The following is a 15,185-nucleotide window of genomic DNA, read 5'->3' as shown; positions in this document are numbered from 1 at the left end:
CTGAGGCCTGTGCTGAACCTGTGGTAGCGGATTCACCCGCGAAGAGGCCCGCCCAGGCAACACCGAAGGTTCAGACCACCAGCTCAACTTCCCCCAAATGCCCGCCAAACGGCCCGAAACTGCGCTCGATCAGCCGCCTTTTGCCCTGATCATCCACAATCAGCACGGTACTCGCCCGGGTACCATAGTTCTGGCTGGCAATAAACACGCTTGAAAGCAGCTTCTCGGTCCCCAGGCCCACGCCTGTGTCCGGCAGATCGCCGTCAGCCGCGGGTTCACCATCAGCCAGCAATGCCAGCAACTGCTGCGGATCTGCCGTCTCAAGCATCCCCTCCAGCCCGCTACGTGCCTTGACCAGCTTCGGCCACGGTGTGTCCAGCCCGGCATTGGAAAGCCCGTAAACCCCAGCCTCCAACAGGCGTGGCGTAGCTTGCCGGGCATTCAAGTACCCCAGTTGCCGCTCATCACCCACTAGCAGGTTGAACCCCGAGTACTGGCCGCGGCGGTCGGCCACCTGGTCCAGGTAAGCCTCAACGCCCAGCTCACCCCGCAGATACGCCGCCACCAGCTCACCACGCGAGCGTGGCCCCAGCACCTGGCCCGGGTCGCGAATATTGGTCAGCGCCGCAAACCGCCCTTGCGGCCCCACGCCAAGCCAGGTACCGCCGGCCTCCAGGTCGCGCCCGGCATACACGCCAGGGGCATCCTCCCAAGCCGCCAGGGCTTGGGTGGGGCGAGCATGAAACTCGTCGCGGTTGGCTGCGACGATCAGCGGCAGGGCGTGCCCCGGCCGCCAGGCAAATACGATCAGGCACATCGGTCGGGCCTCTGGGTTTTTTGCCACTGTACCCACACTGGCTGGGCGGATCCATCCTGACACAGACTTCACTAGAGCCCCGAGGCTGGCTTCCGTTACCATGCCGGATTGATTTCTCGGGGACGCCGAATGGAATTCGTGCTCTATCTGCTGTTGGGCGCCTGCGCGGGCGTGCTGGCCGGGCTGTTCGGCGTGGGCGGCGGCATCATCATCGTGCCGGTGCTGGTGTTCAGCTTTACCCTGCAGGGCTTCGATACCTCGGTGCTGACCCACCTGGCAGTCGGCACGTCGCTGGCAACCATCGTCTTCACCTCGATCAATGCCGTGCTCGAACACCACCGCAGGGGCGCGGTGCAGTGGCCGATCTTCGGCTGGATGACCCTCGGCATCCTGCTGGGGGCCGGTGTTGGCGCCAAGACCGCGTCGCTGATCCAAGGCCCGCTGCTGCAGAAGATCATCGGCGTGTTCGCCCTGGTCATCGCCGCACAGATGGCCCTGGACCTCAAGCCCAAGGCCAGCCGTGGCATCCCCGGCAAACCCGCATTGATCGGCGCCGGGGGAGTGATCGGCTGGGCTTCGGCCATTTTCGGCATTGGCGGTGGTTCGCTGACTGTGCCGTTCCTGACCTGGCGCAGCCTGCCCATGCAGCAGGCGGTGGCCACGTCTTCGGCCTGCGGCCTGCCCATCGCCGTGGCCAGTGCTCTTAGTTTCATGCTGCTGGGCTGGCATGAGCAGCATCTGCCGGCCCATAGCGTGGGTTACGTGTACCTGCCGGCTTTGGTCGGCATTGCCGTGACCAGCATGTTTTTCGCCCGCTACGGCGCGCGCCTGGCGCACAAGCTGTCGCCACGTTTGTTGAAACGTCTGTTCGCGGCACTGCTGTTCAGTGTCGGCCTGAGCTTTTTGATTTGAATCGAGAGGAAGTTCCATGCTGCCTTACCCGCAGATAGACCCCGTGGCCGTGGCCCTCGGGCCGCTGAAAATCCACTGGTACGGCCTGATGTACCTGATCGGCATCGGCGGCGCCTGGCTGCTGGCTTCGCGCCGGCTCAACCGCTTCGACCCCACCTGGTCCCGTGAAAAGCTGTCCGACCTGGTGTTCTGGCTGTCGATGGGGGTGATTGTCGGAGGCCGGCTGGGTTATGTGCTGTTCTACGACCTGCACGCCTACCTGGCCAACCCGACGCTGATCTTCGAAGTGTGGAAGGGCGGCATGTCGTTCCACGGCGGCTTCATTGGCGTGATGCTGGCGGCCTTGTGGTTCGGCAAGCGCAACAACAAGTCGTTCTTCGAGCTGATGGACTTCGTCGCACCGTTGGTGCCGATTGGCCTGGGCGCCGGGCGCATCGGCAACTTCATCAATGCCGAGTTGTGGGGCAAGGCCACCGATGTGCCGTGGGCGATGGTGTTCCCGCCGTTCAGCGACCCTGCGCAGTTGCCGCGTCACCCGTCGCAGCTGTACCAATTTGCGCTTGAAGGTGTGGCATTATTCCTGATCCTTTGGCTGTACTCGCGCAAGCCGCGCCCGACCATGGCCGTTTCCGGCATGTTCGCGCTGTTCTACGGCATTTTCCGCTTCATCGTGGAGTTCGTGCGAGTGCCCGATGCCCAGCTCGGCTACATTGCCTTCGGCTGGTTGACCATGGGTCAGTTGCTGTGTCTGCCGATGATCGTCGGCGGCCTCTTCCTGATCTGGTGGGCGTACAACCGTAAACCGACGGCCAAGGCCGCAGTTTGATTCTTGCGGCAGGGGGCGTTCCCCCTGCCGTTCTTGTTACAGGTAAGCCATGAAACAGTATCTAGACCTGGTCCGTGAGGTCATTGAAAACGGCACGCTGCAGGAAAACCGCACCGGCATCCGCACCATCAGCCTGCCGGGCGCCATGCTGCGTTTCGACCTGCAGAAGGGCTTTCCGGCCATCACTACGCGCAAGCTGGCGTTCAAATCGGCGATCGGCGAAATGGTCGGTTTCCTGCGTGGCGTGAAAAACGCTGGCGAATTCCGCGACCTGGGCTGCAAGGTCTGGGACCAGAACGCCAACGAAAACGCCCAGTGGCTGGCCAACCCGTTCCGCCAGGGGCATGACGACCTCGGCGAGATCTACGGCGTTCAGTGGCGGCAATGGCCGGGTTACAAGCGCATCCCGCTGAGCAACCCGGCAGCCATCGAAATGGCCGAGAAGGCGGGCTTCCGCCGCATTGCCCAGGACGAAGAGGACGGCGTCGCGTTCGTAGTCTTGTACAAGGCCATCGACCAGGTGCGCCAGTGCCTGGACACCATCGCCAACGACCCGGGCAGCCGCCGTATCCTGTTCCACGGCTGGAACTGCGCGCAGCTGGATGAAATGGCATTGCCGCCGTGTCACCTGCTGTACCAGTTCCACCCGAATGTCGAGACCAGGGAGATTTCCCTGACGCTGTACATCCGCTCCAACGACCTGGGCCTGGGCACGCCGTTCAACCTGACCGAAGGCGCAGCGCTGCTGTCGCTGTTCGGCCGCCTGACCGGCTACACCCCGCGCTGGTTCACCTACTTCATCGGCGATGCCCATGTGTATGAAAACCACCTGGACATGCTCAACGAGCAGCTCAAGCGCGAGCCGCTGGAAGCGCCGAAGCTGGTGATCAGCGACCGCGTGCCGGCGTTTGCCGAGACGGGCAAGTACGAGCCAGAGTGGCTGGAGAAAATCGAGCCGAGTGATTTCAGCCTGGAAGGGTATGAGCACCATGCGCCGATGACGGCGCCGATGGCGGTGTAAACCGTTGTATCGCCGGGGCTGCTTTGCAGCCCATTCGCCGGCAAGCCAGCTCCCACAGGGTGCAGCTTTAGGCTCAATGGCCGTGGCTTCGCCCCACATGTGAGTGCTCGGTTTCCGGCACTGATACCGCCCCGTTCGTCTCCAGTTGCTGCAAGATCGCGCACTCAGTCCCTTGAGTGTTACAGCGTCGCCGCAGCTCCACCAGCTGTTCCTGCAGCGCCACCAACCCATCGATTCGCGCTTGTACATGCTCGATGTGCTCATCGATCAGCGCATTGACGCTGCCGCATGAATCATCCGGGCTATCGCGCAGCCGCAGCAGGCTGCGGATCTCGTCCAAGGTCATGTCCAAGGTGCGGCAGTTGCGGATAAACGTCAGCCGTTCCACGTGCGCCTGGGTATACAGCCGGTAGTTTCCATCTGTACGCGCCGGCTCCGGTAGCAACTGTTCGCGCTCGTAGTAGCGGATGGTTTCCACTGCGCAGTCGGTGGCTTTGGACAGTTCCCCGATCTTCATCACGAAATCTCCAACAAGTGGCTTGACCCTATAGTGGCTACAGGGTGTTCACTTGGCAACAGGCTCAATTTAAGGATGACCCCATGAACCAGCCTGTCAGCCACGAACACAAGCACGACCACCACGCCCACAGTTGCTGTGGCACTGCTGCTGCACCCGCCAAGGTACGACTCAGCGACATGCCCAGCAGCGATGCCCGGCTAAGCCGCTTCCGCATCGAGGCCATGGATTGCCCCACCGAGCAGACCCTGATCCAGGACAAGCTGGGCAAGCTGGCGGGCATTGAACAGCTGGAATTCAACCTGATCAACCGCGTGCTTGGCGTGCGCCACACCCTGGGTGGCACCGCGGAAATCGAACGGGCCATCGACAGCCTGGGCATGAAAGCCGAGCCGCTGGGCGCTGAAGGCGGTGACACCTCCAGCGCCCCACCGGCCGCCAAGACCCGCTGGTGGCCGCTGGCGTTGTCCGGTATTGCCGCGATCGCCGCCGAAATCGTGCACTTTGGGGCGCTCGCTCCGCAGTGGCTGGTGGCCGCACTGGCGCTGGCGGCCATCCTCGGCTGCGGCCTGGGCACCTACAAGAAGGGCTGGATCGCCCTGAAAAACCGCAACCTCAACATCAACGCGCTGATGAGCATTGCCGTGACCGGCGCGGTGCTGATCGGGCAGTGGCCGGAAGCGGCCATGGTGATGGTGCTGTTCACCGTCGCCGAGCTGATCGAAGCCCGCTCGCTGGACCGTGCGCGCAATGCCATTGGCGGCCTGATGCAACTTACCCCGGACATGGCCACCGTGCGTCAGGCCGACGGCCAGTGGCGTGAAGTGGATGTGCGCGAGGTCGCTATCGACGCCTTGGTGCGGGTGCGCCCCGGGGAGCGTATCGGCCTTGACGGCGAAGTCACCGGTGGGCAGTCCAGCGTCGATCAGGCGCCGATCACCGGCGAAAGCCTGCCTGTCGAGAAGGCTGTGGGCGATAAACTGTTTGCCGGCACTATCAACCAGGCTGGGGCACTCGAGTTTCGCGTTACTGCCGGCGCCGGGCAATCGACCCTGGCGCGCATCATCAAGGCCGTCGAGCAAGCGCAGGGCGCGCGGGCGCCTACCCAGCGCTTCGTCGACCGTTTCTCGCGCATCTACACCCCCGTGGTGTTCGCCATCGCCCTGGCCGTTGCGGTAATCCCGCCGCTGTTCATGGCCGCTGCCTGGTTCGACTGGATCTACCGCGCCCTGGTGCTGCTGGTGGTCGCCTGCCCGTGCGCCCTGGTGATCTCGACCCCGGTGACCATCGTCAGCGGCCTGGCCGCTGCCGCGCGCAAGGGCATCCTGATCAAGGGCGGCGTATACCTGGAAGGTGGCCGCCACCTGGACTTCCTGGCCCTGGACAAGACCGGCACTATCACCCACGGCAAGCCGGTGCAGACCGACGCCAGGGTGCTCGACCCGTTGTTCGAAGGCCGCGCGCAGGCCCTGACCGCCAGCCTGGGAGAACGTTCGGACCACCCTGTTTCCCGCGCCATCGCCCAGTTCGGCAAGGCGCAAGGGCTTGCCTTGAGCGAAGTCGATGACTTCGCTGCCCTGGCCGGCCGTGGCGTGCGAGGCAGCATTGCGGGTGAGGTCTACCACCTGGGCAACCACCGCCTGGTCGAGGAGCTGGGGCTGTGCTCGCCCGAGCTGGAGGCGCAGCTGGACGCGCTGGAGCGTCAGGGCAAGACCGTGGTCCTGCTGCTGGACCGTTCTGGCCCGCTGGCGCTGTTTGCCGTGGCCGACACGGTCAAGGACAGCAGCCGCCAGGCGATCGCCGAGCTGCACGAATTGGGCATCAAGACTGTCATGCTGACCGGTGACAATCCGCATACCGCCCAGGCCATTGCCGCTGTGGTCGGGATCGACCGTGCCGAAGGCAACCTGCTGCCGGCGGACAAGCTCAAGAGCATCGAGGCCCTCTATGCCCAGGGCCACCGGGTGGGCATGGTCGGGGACGGCATCAACGATGCCCCGGCCCTGGCCCGCGCCGAAATCGGCTTTGCCATGGCTGCTGCCGGTACCGACACCGCCATCGAAACTGCCGATGTGGCGCTGATGGACGACGACTTGCGAAAAATCCCGGCCTTCGTCAGGCTGTCGCGCCAAAGTGCGGCGATCCTCATGCAGAACATCGTTCTGGCGTTGAGCATCAAGGCGGTATTCTTGGCGATCACCTTTGCCGGCATGGCCACCATGTGGATGGCGGTGTTTGCCGACATGGGCGTGAGCCTGCTGGTGGTGTTCAACGGTTTGCGCCTGTTGCGCAAATAGAGGACGGGCATGTTGAGTTCCGAGCTGAAAGCCTTCTACATGGTGGCCCGCCTGGGCAGTATCACCCTGGCGGCGAAAAAGCTCGGGCTCAGCCAGCCCACGGTGACCACGCAGATTCGCAACCTCGAAAGCCAGTACGCGGTAGAGCTTTTCTATCGAGGCGGTCGGCGCCTGGTGCTGAGCGAGGAGGGCGTGCGCCTGCTGCCGATGGTGAAGGCGCTGTTGCAGCAGGAGGCGGACATCGAGTTCGAGCTGCGCAACAGTGGCCAGGCCCAGGGCAGCTTGCGGATCGCCGCGACCGCGCCTTACTACATCCTCGACCTGGTGAAGATCTACCGTGAGCGCCTGCCGCATGTGGACGTGGCAGTGGAAATCGGCAACTCGCAGCAGGTGCTGGAAATGCTCGAGGACTACCGGGTGGACATCGCCGCTTCGTCGCAACTGCTGGAAGACGCCCGGCTGGTGCGGCGGGTGCTGGGAACTGACCCGTTGGTGGTGGCGGTGCACCGCAACCACCCGCTGGCCCATCGCCAGACGGTGTCGATCGAGGTGGTGGCCGGGCATTGCCTGCTGATGCGCGAGAAGGGCTCGACCACGCGCAAGCTGACCGAGCAGATGATGCAGGAGGCTGGGGTGAAGGCCGGGGCTTTGCTGGAGATCGGCAGCCGCGAGTCGATCCGTGAGGCGGTGCTGCGCAATATCGGCATCAGCGTGATTGCCCGGCACGAGGTGCCGCACAACCCCGAACTGCGGGTACTGGCGCTGGAAAACGCACCGGTGATGCATGAGTACCTGTACTGCCTGAAGGAACGGCGCCAGGCCAGGTTGCCGGCCACGTTCCTGGGCGTTGCGCAGGAAGTGGCCGGTTCCCAATTCTGATTCGAAGCACACAGCCACTGTAGGAGCGGCCTTGTGTCGCGAAAGGGCTGCGCAGCAGCCCCTGCAATTTGTGCAGCGAAGCTGAGACCCTGGGGCCGCTCCGCAGCCCTTTCGCGACACAAGGCCGCTCCTACAGAGACTGCATCAGACGATCGGGCCACTACAAAATCTGCCTATAGCACTATCACCCGCTTTTGCCTCAACGCCACAGAACCTTCGCACAGGCTTCCTAGCATGGCCCCATCTCTTCGATGAGGCCATGCCATGAACCGCACCACCCCCGGCGCACAGATGAAAGTGCGCAATATCCACAAGCGCTTCGGTGCCTTCACGGCGCTCAACGATGTCTCGCTGGACATCGCCGCTGGCGAACTGGTGTGCCTGCTTGGCCCGTCCGGCTGCGGCAAGACCACACTGCTGCGATGCATCGCCGGGCTGGAGCGCCAGGACCGCGGTACCCTGTACATCGGCGAGCGTGATATCTCCGAGCTGCCGCCCCAGGCCCGCGACTACGGCATTCTGTTCCAGTCCTACGCGCTGTTCCCCAACCTCACCGTCGAAGCCAACATCGCCTACGGCCTGACCGGCAGCAGCCGCGAACAGGCTCGCCAGCGGGTCGCCGACATGCTCGCACTGGTTGGCCTGGCCGGCAGCGAGAAGAAGTACCCTGGCCAGCTCTCCGGTGGCCAGCAACAGCGTGTTGCCCTGGCCCGTGCCCTGGCGCCGTCGCCGTCGCTGCTGTTGCTCGACGAGCCAATGTCGGCGCTGGACGCCCGTGTGCGTGAGCACCTGTGTACCGAACTGCGCCAACTGCAACGCCAGCTGGGCATCACCACCTTGATGGTTACCCACAATCAGGACGAGGCCATGCTGATGGCCGACCGCATTGCGGTGATGAACAACGGCCAGGTCGAGCAGTACGCCACCCCGCAGGCAATCTACGACCAGCCCGCCACGCCGTTCGTTGCCGAGTTCGTCGGCCAGGGCAACTGGCTGCCATTCCAGCGTAGCGGCGACAGCCATGCGCAGGTGGGCGGCATGAACATGCGCCTGGCGCCGGGTTCGGCCCAGGCCAGCAGTGGCCGGTTGTTCTGCCGCCCGGAGGCCATCACGGTGAACCCGTTAGTGCACGAAGAAAACCTGTTTCCGGCCATGGTCCGCGAAATTACCTTTCTCGGTAACCGCTGCCGCATGAGCTTCGAGCTCAAGGCCCTGCCAGGCCATGCCTTGCTGGCCGAGCTGGCCCCGGAGGCCATGCCGCGGCTGGGCTCGCAGGATATCTGGGTGGCGTTGCCACCGCAGAGCCTGCAGGTGTTTGCCTGAGATGGCCGCGCCAATGTCCCTGCCGCATACCCAGGCCAGGCGTGCGCAGCGCAGCGACGTCGCACTGGGTGACCGGCTGTTCGTCGTCGGTGGCAAGAGCGTTCTGCTGGTTCTTCTGCTGCTGGCAGTGGTAATGCCGCTGCTGGCCATTTTCTGGAAAGGCTTCAGTGGTGAAGCTGGCCAGGGCGGTGGCCTGCTGGCGGCGCGGGAGCTGTTCGCCAGTGACAACTTCCGCTGGTTGCTGGGCAACAGCCTGTCGGTGGCGGTCACCGTTGCGGCCATCGTGGTGCCGCTGGCCTACCTGTTCGCCTACGCCCTGCAACGCACGCTGATTCCGGCCAAGGGCCTGTGGCGTGGGATCTCGCTGTTGCCGCTGCTGGCGCCATCGATGCTGCCGGCCATAGCCCTGGTCTACCTGTTCGGCAACCAGGGGCTGCTGCGCGGGTTGCTCAGCGACAACATCTACGGCTTCTGGGGCATCGTGCTGGGCGAGGCTATCTACACCTTCCCGCATGCGCTGATGATCATGCTGTCGGCGCTGTCGCTGGCCGATGCTCGCTTGTTCGACGCGGCTTCCAGCATGGGCGCCGGTTCATGGCGGGCGTTCTCCAGCATCACCTGGCCGGCCACGCGCCAGGCAGTGTTTGCGGCGTTCTGCCTGGTGTTCACGCTGACCATCACCGACTTCGGTGTCCCGGTGGTAGTGGGTGGTGACTATCAGGTGCTTGCCCTGGAGGCCTACAAAGCCGTAGTCGGCCAGCAACAGTTCGGCCGCGGCGCGCTGATCGGCATGGTGTTGCTGGTGCCAGCCCTGTTCAGCTTCAGCGTTGACGCCTGGCTGCGCCGGCGCCAGGGCGAGGCCATGAGCGGCCGCGCCCAAGTGTTCGAGCCCAAGCCGTCGCCCGGCCGCGATGCCTGCTTCCTGGCCATTGTGCTGCTGGTATGCGCGGTCTTGCTGTTGGTGGTCGGCATGGCGGTGTACTCGTCGCTGGTCACCTTCTGGCCTTACAACCTGTCGTTGTCGCTGCGTCATTACATGTTCGAAGACACCGCCGGGGGCGGCTGGCTGGCTTACCGCAACAGCGTGACCATGGCCATCGGTACTGCATTGATCGGCAGCATCCTGATCTTCACCGGTGCCTACCTGATGGAGAAAACCCAGGGTCAACGCCTGCTCAACCTGGCGCTGCGCCTGCTCAGCTTTATCCCCATGGCTGTGCCGGGCCTGGTGCTTGGCCTGGGTTATGTTTTCTTCTTCAACCTCAACGGCAACCCGCTGCATGTGCTGTATGGCGGCATGGGGCTGTTGGTGGTGTGCACCATCGCCCATTACCTGACCACCGCGCAGATGACCGCTGCCACTGCCCTGCGCCAGCTCGACGGCGAGCTCGAGGCGGCGGCGCTGTCGCTGAAAGCGCCGCTGTACAAGCATTTTTTGCGGGTAACAGTACCGATCTGCCTGCCAGCGTTGCTCGACATCATCCGCTACCTGTTCGTCTCGGCGATGACCACCGTGTCGGCAGCGATCTTCCTGTACAGCCCCGACACCATCCTGGCCGCCGTCGCCGTGCTGAACATGGACGACGCGGGCAACGTCGGCGGTGCTGCCGCCATGTCCACCCTGATCCTGCTGACCAGTGCCGGCGCTTCACTGCTGCTGGCCGCAGCCTCGCGCGGCCTGCTGCGCCGCTCCCAAGCCTGGCGCCAACGCGCCGCGACCGTCTGACCTGTAAGGAACCTACCCATGTACCAGCACCTTGCACTTGCCGCTGCCGTTTCCGCCGTGTTCAGCCTGCAGGCAGCGGCCGCCGACACCCAGTTGACCGTCTACACCGCGCTGGAAGCCGAACAACTGAAGAGCTACAAGCAGGCCTTCGAGAAAGCCAACCCCGACATCGAGATCAAGTGGGTGCGCGATTCCACCGGCATCATCACCGCCAAGCTGCTGGCCGAGAAGGGCCGCCCGCAAGCCGATGCGGTGTGGGGCCTGGCGGCGTCCAGCCTGGCCATCCTCGACCAGAATGGCATGCTGGAAGCCTATGCGCCGAAGGACCTGGGCAAGATTGCCCCCAACTACCGCGACGCCGCCAACCCGCCGGCCTGGGTGGGCATGGACGTGTGGGCCGCGACAATCTGCTTCAATACCATCGAGGCCGAGAAGCAGGGGCTGAGCAAACCGGTGAGCTGGCAGGACCTGACCAAGCCCGAGTACAAAGGCAAGATCGTGATGCCGAACCCGGCCTCGTCCGGCACCGGCTTTCTGGATGTGAGCGCCTGGCTGCAGACTTTCGGCGAGCCGCAGGGCTGGGCCTACATGGATGCGCTGCACCAGAACATCGGTCAGTACGTCCACTCCGGCTCCAAGCCTTGCAAGCTGGCAGCGGCGGGCGAGTTCCCGATCGGTATTTCGTTCGAGTACCCGGCCGTGCAGCTCAAACGCCAGGGCGCACCGCTGGACATCGTGCTGCCCAAGGAAGGCCTGGGCTGGGAGATCGAGGCGACTGCCGTGATCAAGGGTTCGCCCAAGGCTGATGCGGCCAGGCGCCTGGCCGACTTCTCGGCCAGCCCGGCAGCCATGGAGCTGTACAAGGACAACTTCGCCGTGCTGGCCGCGCCGGGGATTGCCAAGCCGCAGACCGAGTTGCCGGCAGACTATGAGCAGCGCCTGATCAAGAACGACTTCGCCTGGGCCTCGAAAAACCGTGACCAGATCCTTGCCGAATGGCGCAAGCGCTATGACGGCAAGTCGGAGAAGGTGGCCCAGCAGTAAGCCTGCACCTTGCAGGTCTGGCCTGTTCGCGGGTGAACCCGCTCCCACAGGGATGTGCATTAGTGCTGCGGGAGCGGGTTCACTCGCGAAGGGGCCAGAACTGGTTGATCAAAATTGTGAAACCAACGCCTCCAGCTGCTCCTGCCGCTCAGCCTGGTTCAGCTTCGCCCCGGGATTGAGGGTGGACCACTGCGGATGCGCCCGCGCCCTGACCAGCGCCTCTGGCAACTTGCCCTCGCGCCAGGCTTTTTCATCCAGCTCACCCAGGTGAATGCTGCTCTGCGCGGCATGCCCGCGGTTATCCAGCGCCACCATCAGCTGTTGCTGACGCAAGGCCAGCAGGCGCAATACCGTGTCGTCCACGGTCAGCTCGCGCTTGCCCTTGAGCTTGCCCATCAACCGCGACCCATAGTTGCGCGCAGTCTGCAGTGCTCCCCCGGCTATCGCCCCGGCCAGCGCGGCGGCGCCCAGGGTCAACCCGCCGACCAGCAGATCGACCCCGGCCCCCGCAGCGGCACCGGCCGCCACACCGCTACCCAGGCGTACGCCCAGCAGCTTCAAGGTTTCGGGATTGAACAGGTCATCGCCCCAGCGGCCATCCAGCAGAGGCAGATCGCTGGCATGGGCATCCTCGGGGCGGAAGGCATACAGCTTGAGCAATGCCTCGACGCAACGCTGTTCGCGCTGACGCACATCCTGGCGCAATGCCTCGATTGCCCTGGCCTCGGCTGCCGGCTCGGCGTCAACGCTACGCCGGCAGGCTGCGCAGTCCAGCAGCAGCTCGGCAATCAGGCGCTTGCCACTGTGCTGGCGCGCCAGGCGCTGCGCCTGCTGGTCGTCTATCAGCCGCTGCAGCGCCGGGCGGGCGTCTTCCAGCAGCAGGGCCAGGCTCTCGTACAAACGGCGCTCGCCATCCTCTGGCGGAGCCACGCTGTCAAACCGTACCAACGCGTGAAGCCCAAGCCGGGCAAGGGCTTCACGCCATTGCGGCTCGCGGTGCTGGTGGCTGGCGACGAAATTGAGCACCGGCAGCAACGGCTTGCCGCAGCTGGCCAGCACTTGCAGTTCGTCGCGGTACTTGGCCAGCACCGGCTCCCGGGCATCGATCACATACAGGCCGGCATCGCTGGCCAGCAGCTGGCGCAGTACCTTGGCCTCCTGCTCGAAACGCTGGCGCGCTTCGCTGCCCTGCAGAAAACGCTCCAGGCGCGCCGGGCCGTCCAGGCGCTCGCCCGGGCGCTCCAGGCGTTCAAGGTAGTCGAGCAGGGCGATGGCGTCTTCCAGGCCCGGAGTGTCGTACAGCTCCAGCAAGGGTTCGCCATCCACCGACAGGCGCGCACCCTCCACATGGCGGGTGGTGCTGGGGCGGTGCGATACCTCGCCAAAGCCGACGTCGCGGGTCAGCGTGCGCAGCAGCGAGGTCTTGCCCACATTGGTGTGGCCGACCACGGCCAGTTTCAGCGGCTCAGTCATGGCCATGCTCCAGCCAGGTCAGCGGTGAAGTATCGGCATGCGGCAGGCCAAGCCGGTCGAGGGCTGCGTGCCAGTCGCCCAGGCGCTGGGCATCGAGTGGCTGGCCGGGTGCGGCCTGGAGTAGCCAGACACGGGTGGCGCCGGCGTTGCGCGCGAGTTCGGCGAGCAGCGCCAGGCTGCCACGGTCGGGCGAGCGCTGTGGGTCGCAGGCGATGGCCAGGCGTGCCGGGGGGAAACGGCTCAACTGCTCGAGCAGGCGATTGCGCGACTCGCGGCTGTCGAGCACACCGGCGTTGGTCACGCTTTTTGGCAGAGCAGGCGGCCAGGGGCGTTGGTCGTCCAGTTCCAGCCCGACCAGCAGGGCACCGCTGCTGCCGCTTTCCAGCTGGCCGGCGGCGAATTCAGGCAATGCTTCGGGCGCGGCATCCTGCACGCCGATGCGTTCACTGCGGGGCATCAGCGCTTCACGCAGTTGCGCATAGCCCGGCAGGCTCAGGTCCAGCGTCAGGCGCTCGCTGCCCTGGCGCCAGCGCCACAGGCACAGCCCGGCCAACAGCAGGCGCGGCAGCAGGCCATACACCAGTACCACACCTAGCAGCCAGCTGGCCCAGGCTTGGCGGGCCAGGTCCAGGGCTGGCAGGGTGTCGCCGCTGGCGCGGATCATGGCCTCGTCGGGCACGGCAAAACCCAGCAACGAGGGCAGGGCGCCCAAGGCCTGCGTCAGGTGGATAAACGGGTCGGCCGCGAGCAGGGTGGTTTCCCAGACAAAACCGTAGCGGCGGGTGGCCAGCAAGGCCAGCAGCATGCCGAGTGCCGTGAGCATCGCCAGCAGCCACAGGCCATGTACCAGCAGGCCAAGCAGCCAGCGGGTGAGCCGCTGGCGCTGCAGCAGCACCAGCAGCGCCGGCGCCAGGTGCGCGGCCTTGGCGTCGCGGGCAAAGCGTTCGCTCAGCCACAGCCACAGGCGCCCCAGCCCTGCGCCATGCTCGCCGCTGAGGGCAAAGCCGATTGCCCAGCCCAGCAGCATAAGCAGGTTCAGCCCGAGCAGGCTGCCCAGCGCCCAGAACACATTTACCGGGCGCTGCCCGTCACCCAACGCAGCCAGCGCCAGCCCGGCGCCGCTGAGTATCGCCATCAGCAGCAAGGCCAGTAGCGCCAGGCGCGCGCCCTGTTTCCAGTGACGCAGGGCTGTAGTGATGCCGTCGCGTTCGGCCAGGAACAGCGCCCGGGTTTCGATGCGGCTCGCCAGGTCGCCGCCTGCCTGGCGGGCGCGGCGGTTGGCTTCCTGGTCCTCCAGGGGGCCGGCATGTTCCTCGCGCAGGCGTACCGCTTCGGTGAGCCAGCGCTTGTCCAGTGGAGTGGGTGCAGTCACAAGGTCTTCCATTGCACAGGTCAGGGCAGAAGCATAACCCACACGCCCGGTGCTATCCTCGCCCGCATGAATACATCACTCCCCCTCAGCCTGATCGCGGCTCACGCCGAGAACCGCGTGATCGGCATCGACAACTCCATGCCCTGGCACTTGCCAGGGGATTTCAAGTACTTCAAGGCCACCACCCTGGGCAAGCCGATCATCATGGGTCGCAAGACCTGGGACTCGCTGGGCCGGCCGCTGCCCGGGCGGTTGAATATCGTCGTCAGCCGCCAGCCGGGGCTGGAACTGGCGGGGGCCGAAGTGTTTGGCTCGCTGGAGCAGGCGCTGGTGCGGGCCGAGCAGTGGGCGCGGGAGCACGGAGTCGATGAGTTGATGCTGATTGGCGGGGCGCAGCTGTATGGGCAGGCGCTGGAGAAGGGGCTGGTCAGCCGCATGTACCTGACGCGGGTGGAACTGTCGCCGGCAGGAGATGCCTGGTTCCCTGAGTTTGACCAGGGCCAGTGGCAGCTGACTTCGAGCGCGGCACAGGCTGAAGAAGGGAAGCCTGGGTATCACTTCGAGGTCTGGGACAAGGTTTGATGGTGCCGGGGCTGCTTTGCAGCCCTTCGCGGGCAAATCGGATCGCCGTACCGCCGCTCTTACCGGGGGCGCTCAGGTGAGCAGCTTGATGATTACTGCGGTGACAGTAGCGACCGTGGTGACGAATCCGACAGCAATGGCAACCGGATACCAGAAGGTTTCGCGGGTCATTTTGACGGCTTCAGCATTCAGCTTGGGCGTCTCGGCGATCAGTTTGTCCACCTCGACGCGGATCTTGGCGACTTCAACCCGAATCTCTTCGGCTTCGGCCTGGGTCATGTCTTGCGAGTGCATGGGCAGGTCCTTCCCCTCGGAGTATTCGCAAAGCCCAGGCTGAAGTATAGCGGCGCCCGTAGCCAGCTGTTGCTCGCTTCCCATGTCATTGCGTTACTGGAT

14 protein-coding genes are annotated in these 15,185 nt (G+C 64.9%); 9 read left to right on the top strand and 5 right to left on the bottom strand.

Going from position 1 to position 15,185, the window contains the following annotated elements:
- Positions 1-70: 70 nt before the first annotated feature.
- Positions 71-817, bottom strand: a complete 747-nt coding sequence (locus tag AC5O5I_RS26665; protein ID WP_172233464.1) for an NRDE family protein — start codon at positions 815-817, stop codon at positions 71-73.
- A gap of 129 nt (positions 818-946) precedes the next feature.
- Between AC5O5I_RS26665 and AC5O5I_RS26660 the strand changes: the two genes are divergently transcribed.
- From AC5O5I_RS26660 to AC5O5I_RS26650, 3 genes are read left to right on the top strand one after another with little or no spacing between them, the layout of a single operon-like run.
- On the top strand, positions 947-1,729 hold the full coding sequence (locus AC5O5I_RS26660) for a sulfite exporter TauE/SafE family protein (protein ID WP_494511814.1): 783 nt from the start codon (positions 947-949) through the stop codon (positions 1,727-1,729).
- A 16-nt stretch (positions 1,730-1,745) separates the two neighbouring features.
- A complete protein-coding gene (gene lgt, locus AC5O5I_RS26655; protein ID WP_172230059.1) occupies positions 1,746-2,555 on the top strand; it encodes a prolipoprotein diacylglyceryl transferase in 810 nt (269 codons plus the stop codon).
- Between the two features lie 49 nt (positions 2,556-2,604).
- Entirely contained in the window at positions 2,605-3,576 is a 972-nt protein-coding gene (locus AC5O5I_RS26650) for a thymidylate synthase (protein WP_172230056.1), read from the top strand.
- Positions 3,577-3,649: 73 nt separating this feature from the next.
- On the opposite strand, the gene cadR is transcribed toward AC5O5I_RS26650, so the two are convergent.
- Positions 3,650-4,093: a cadmium resistance transcriptional regulator CadR gene (gene cadR / locus AC5O5I_RS26645; RefSeq protein ID WP_172230053.1), complete on the bottom strand. Its 444-nt coding sequence runs from the start codon at positions 4,091-4,093 to the stop codon at positions 3,650-3,652.
- 83 nt (positions 4,094-4,176) lie between these two features.
- On the opposite strand from cadR, the gene AC5O5I_RS26640 reads away from it, so the two are divergent.
- The 5 genes from AC5O5I_RS26640 (at position 4,177) to AC5O5I_RS26620 (ending at position 11,362) form a co-directional block, all read left to right on the top strand.
- A complete protein-coding gene (locus AC5O5I_RS26640; protein ID WP_494511813.1) occupies positions 4,177-6,390 on the top strand; it encodes a heavy metal translocating P-type ATPase in 2,214 nt (737 codons plus the stop codon).
- 9 nt (positions 6,391-6,399) lie between these two features.
- A complete protein-coding gene (locus AC5O5I_RS26635; RefSeq protein WP_494511812.1) occupies positions 6,400-7,269 on the top strand; it encodes a LysR family transcriptional regulator in 870 nt (289 codons plus the stop codon).
- 264 nt (positions 7,270-7,533) lie between these two features.
- The gene (locus tag AC5O5I_RS26630) at positions 7,534-8,592 is read left to right on the top strand and encodes a putative 2-aminoethylphosphonate ABC transporter ATP-binding protein (RefSeq protein ID WP_172287164.1); all 1,059 of its coding nucleotides are present in this window, start codon (positions 7,534-7,536) and stop codon (positions 8,590-8,592) included.
- A 1-nt stretch (position 8,593) separates the two neighbouring features.
- The gene (locus AC5O5I_RS26625; protein WP_172232554.1) at positions 8,594-10,318 is read left to right on the top strand and encodes a putative 2-aminoethylphosphonate ABC transporter permease subunit; all 1,725 of its coding nucleotides are present in this window, start codon (positions 8,594-8,596) and stop codon (positions 10,316-10,318) included.
- An 18-nt stretch (positions 10,319-10,336) separates the two neighbouring features.
- Entirely contained in the window at positions 10,337-11,362 is a 1,026-nt protein-coding gene (locus AC5O5I_RS26620) for a putative 2-aminoethylphosphonate ABC transporter substrate-binding protein (RefSeq protein WP_494511811.1), read from the top strand.
- 108 nt (positions 11,363-11,470) lie between these two features.
- On the opposite strand, the gene AC5O5I_RS26615 is transcribed toward AC5O5I_RS26620, so the two are convergent.
- Both AC5O5I_RS26615 and AC5O5I_RS26610 read right to left on the bottom strand, forming a co-directional pair.
- Positions 11,471-12,835 carry a GTPase/DUF3482 domain-containing protein gene (locus tag AC5O5I_RS26615; RefSeq protein ID WP_172230744.1) on the bottom strand — a complete coding sequence of 455 codons (1,365 nt, stop codon included), beginning with the start codon at positions 12,833-12,835 and terminating at the stop codon, positions 11,471-11,473.
- Entirely contained in the window at positions 12,828-14,219 is a 1,392-nt protein-coding gene (locus tag AC5O5I_RS26610; protein ID WP_172230741.1) for a DUF2868 domain-containing protein, read from the bottom strand. The genes AC5O5I_RS26615 and AC5O5I_RS26610 overlap by 8 nt, the downstream gene beginning before the upstream one ends.
- A gap of 54 nt (positions 14,220-14,273) precedes the next feature.
- On the opposite strand from AC5O5I_RS26610, the gene AC5O5I_RS26605 reads away from it, so the two are divergent.
- Positions 14,274-14,789, top strand: a complete 516-nt coding sequence (locus tag AC5O5I_RS26605; protein ID WP_172230738.1) for a dihydrofolate reductase — start codon at positions 14,274-14,276, stop codon at positions 14,787-14,789.
- Positions 14,790-14,861: 72 nt separating this feature from the next.
- Here AC5O5I_RS26605 and AC5O5I_RS26600 read toward each other — a convergent pair whose 3' ends face one another.
- Positions 14,862-15,068, bottom strand: a complete 207-nt coding sequence (locus AC5O5I_RS26600; protein ID WP_172230747.1) for a hypothetical protein — start codon at positions 15,066-15,068, stop codon at positions 14,862-14,864.
- Between the last annotated feature and the right edge of the window lie 117 nt (positions 15,069-15,185).

The organism is Pseudomonas sp. 9_2_1, from assembly GCF_059295275.1.
Note: the sequence above shows the minus strand (reverse complement) of the source record. Positions and strands in the feature narration are given on the sequence as shown.

What these genes read in the sequence shown, in the direction of transcription:
- AC5O5I_RS26625 (WP_172232554.1), top strand. Translation starts at nt 8,594, where the DNA reads ATGGCCGCGCCAATGTCCCTGCCGCATACCCAGGCCAGGCGTGCGCAG.
- AC5O5I_RS26600 (WP_172230747.1), bottom strand. Translation starts at nt 15,068, where the DNA reads ATGACCCAGGCCGAAGCCGAAGAGATTCGGGTTGAAGTCGCCAAGATC.
- AC5O5I_RS26640 (WP_494511813.1), top strand. Translation starts at nt 4,177, where the DNA reads ATGAACCAGCCTGTCAGCCACGAACACAAGCACGACCACCACGCCCAC.
- cadR (WP_172230053.1), bottom strand. Translation starts at nt 4,093, where the DNA reads ATGAAGATCGGGGAACTGTCCAAAGCCACCGACTGCGCAGTGGAAACC.
- AC5O5I_RS26660 (WP_494511814.1), top strand. Translation starts at nt 947, where the DNA reads ATGGAATTCGTGCTCTATCTGCTGTTGGGCGCCTGCGCGGGCGTGCTG.
- AC5O5I_RS26630 (WP_172287164.1), top strand. Translation starts at nt 7,534, where the DNA reads ATGAACCGCACCACCCCCGGCGCACAGATGAAAGTGCGCAATATCCAC.
- AC5O5I_RS26610 (WP_172230741.1), bottom strand. Translation starts at nt 14,219, where the DNA reads ATGGAAGACCTTGTGACTGCACCCACTCCACTGGACAAGCGCTGGCTC.
- lgt (WP_172230059.1), top strand. Translation starts at nt 1,746, where the DNA reads ATGCTGCCTTACCCGCAGATAGACCCCGTGGCCGTGGCCCTCGGGCCG.
- AC5O5I_RS26650 (WP_172230056.1), top strand. Translation starts at nt 2,605, where the DNA reads ATGAAACAGTATCTAGACCTGGTCCGTGAGGTCATTGAAAACGGCACG.
- AC5O5I_RS26620 (WP_494511811.1), top strand. Translation starts at nt 10,337, where the DNA reads ATGTACCAGCACCTTGCACTTGCCGCTGCCGTTTCCGCCGTGTTCAGC.
- AC5O5I_RS26605 (WP_172230738.1), top strand. Translation starts at nt 14,274, where the DNA reads ATGAATACATCACTCCCCCTCAGCCTGATCGCGGCTCACGCCGAGAAC.
- AC5O5I_RS26665 (WP_172233464.1), bottom strand. Translation starts at nt 817, where the DNA reads ATGTGCCTGATCGTATTTGCCTGGCGGCCGGGGCACGCCCTGCCGCTG.
- AC5O5I_RS26635 (WP_494511812.1), top strand. Translation starts at nt 6,400, where the DNA reads ATGTTGAGTTCCGAGCTGAAAGCCTTCTACATGGTGGCCCGCCTGGGC.
- AC5O5I_RS26615 (WP_172230744.1), bottom strand. Translation starts at nt 12,835, where the DNA reads ATGACTGAGCCGCTGAAACTGGCCGTGGTCGGCCACACCAATGTGGGC.